Origin of the sequence: Catellatospora aurea (assembly GCF_042663325.1) — a bacterium.
Taxonomy (GTDB): domain Bacteria; phylum Actinomycetota; class Actinomycetes; order Mycobacteriales; family Micromonosporaceae; genus Catellatospora; species Catellatospora aurea.
The window spans coordinates 1-517 of the sequence record NZ_JBHTAC010000119.1; the positions used below are offsets into that span (position 1 = coordinate 1).

General features: G+C 79.5%; 1 pseudogene. It reads right to left on the minus strand.

The window, feature by feature from the left end:
- Window positions 1-441 (minus strand): annotated as a pseudogene (locus tag ACFQO7_RS37760) (hypothetical protein); the annotation flags it as partial.
- Window positions 442-517: the final 76 nt, after the last annotated feature.

The following is a 517-nucleotide window of genomic DNA, read 5'->3' on the forward strand; positions in this document are numbered from 1 at the left end:
GCGGTGTGGCTCGCGGGCGCGGGCGGCCTGCGTACGCCCGATGAACTCGCGATCGCCACGGGCCGCGGGACGGCCCCGGCCGGCGGCGGCCGTGCGGCGGCGCGGGGCCTCCCGGCCCGACTCGTCGACGTCGAAGTAGCCGCCGTCGAAGTCGCCGCCGTCGGCGTCGCTCCGGCGCGGGCGGCGGACCGACGGGGCACCGGTGACCCGGCCCAGGCGCTGCGGCGGGCGGCCCTCCTCGGCCCGGCCGCCGCGCACCATGCGCAGCTCGGCCCGGCGGCGCTGGAGCTCGGCCTCGGCCTGCGGATCCGGCTCGGAACCCGCGGACGAGCCGCCGTCACGGGTGGTGCGCCCGCGCGGCGTGAAGGCACGCGCGTCGCCGATACCACCGCGGCGGTAACGCCCCCGGTCCTCCGGCTCGTCGGTGTCGCGTCGCGCCATCGTCGCCCTCTCCCGTCGACTACACAGCCAGTCCTCTACACAGGCAGACGCGGCACGGCTCCCGGGGAGCCGTGCC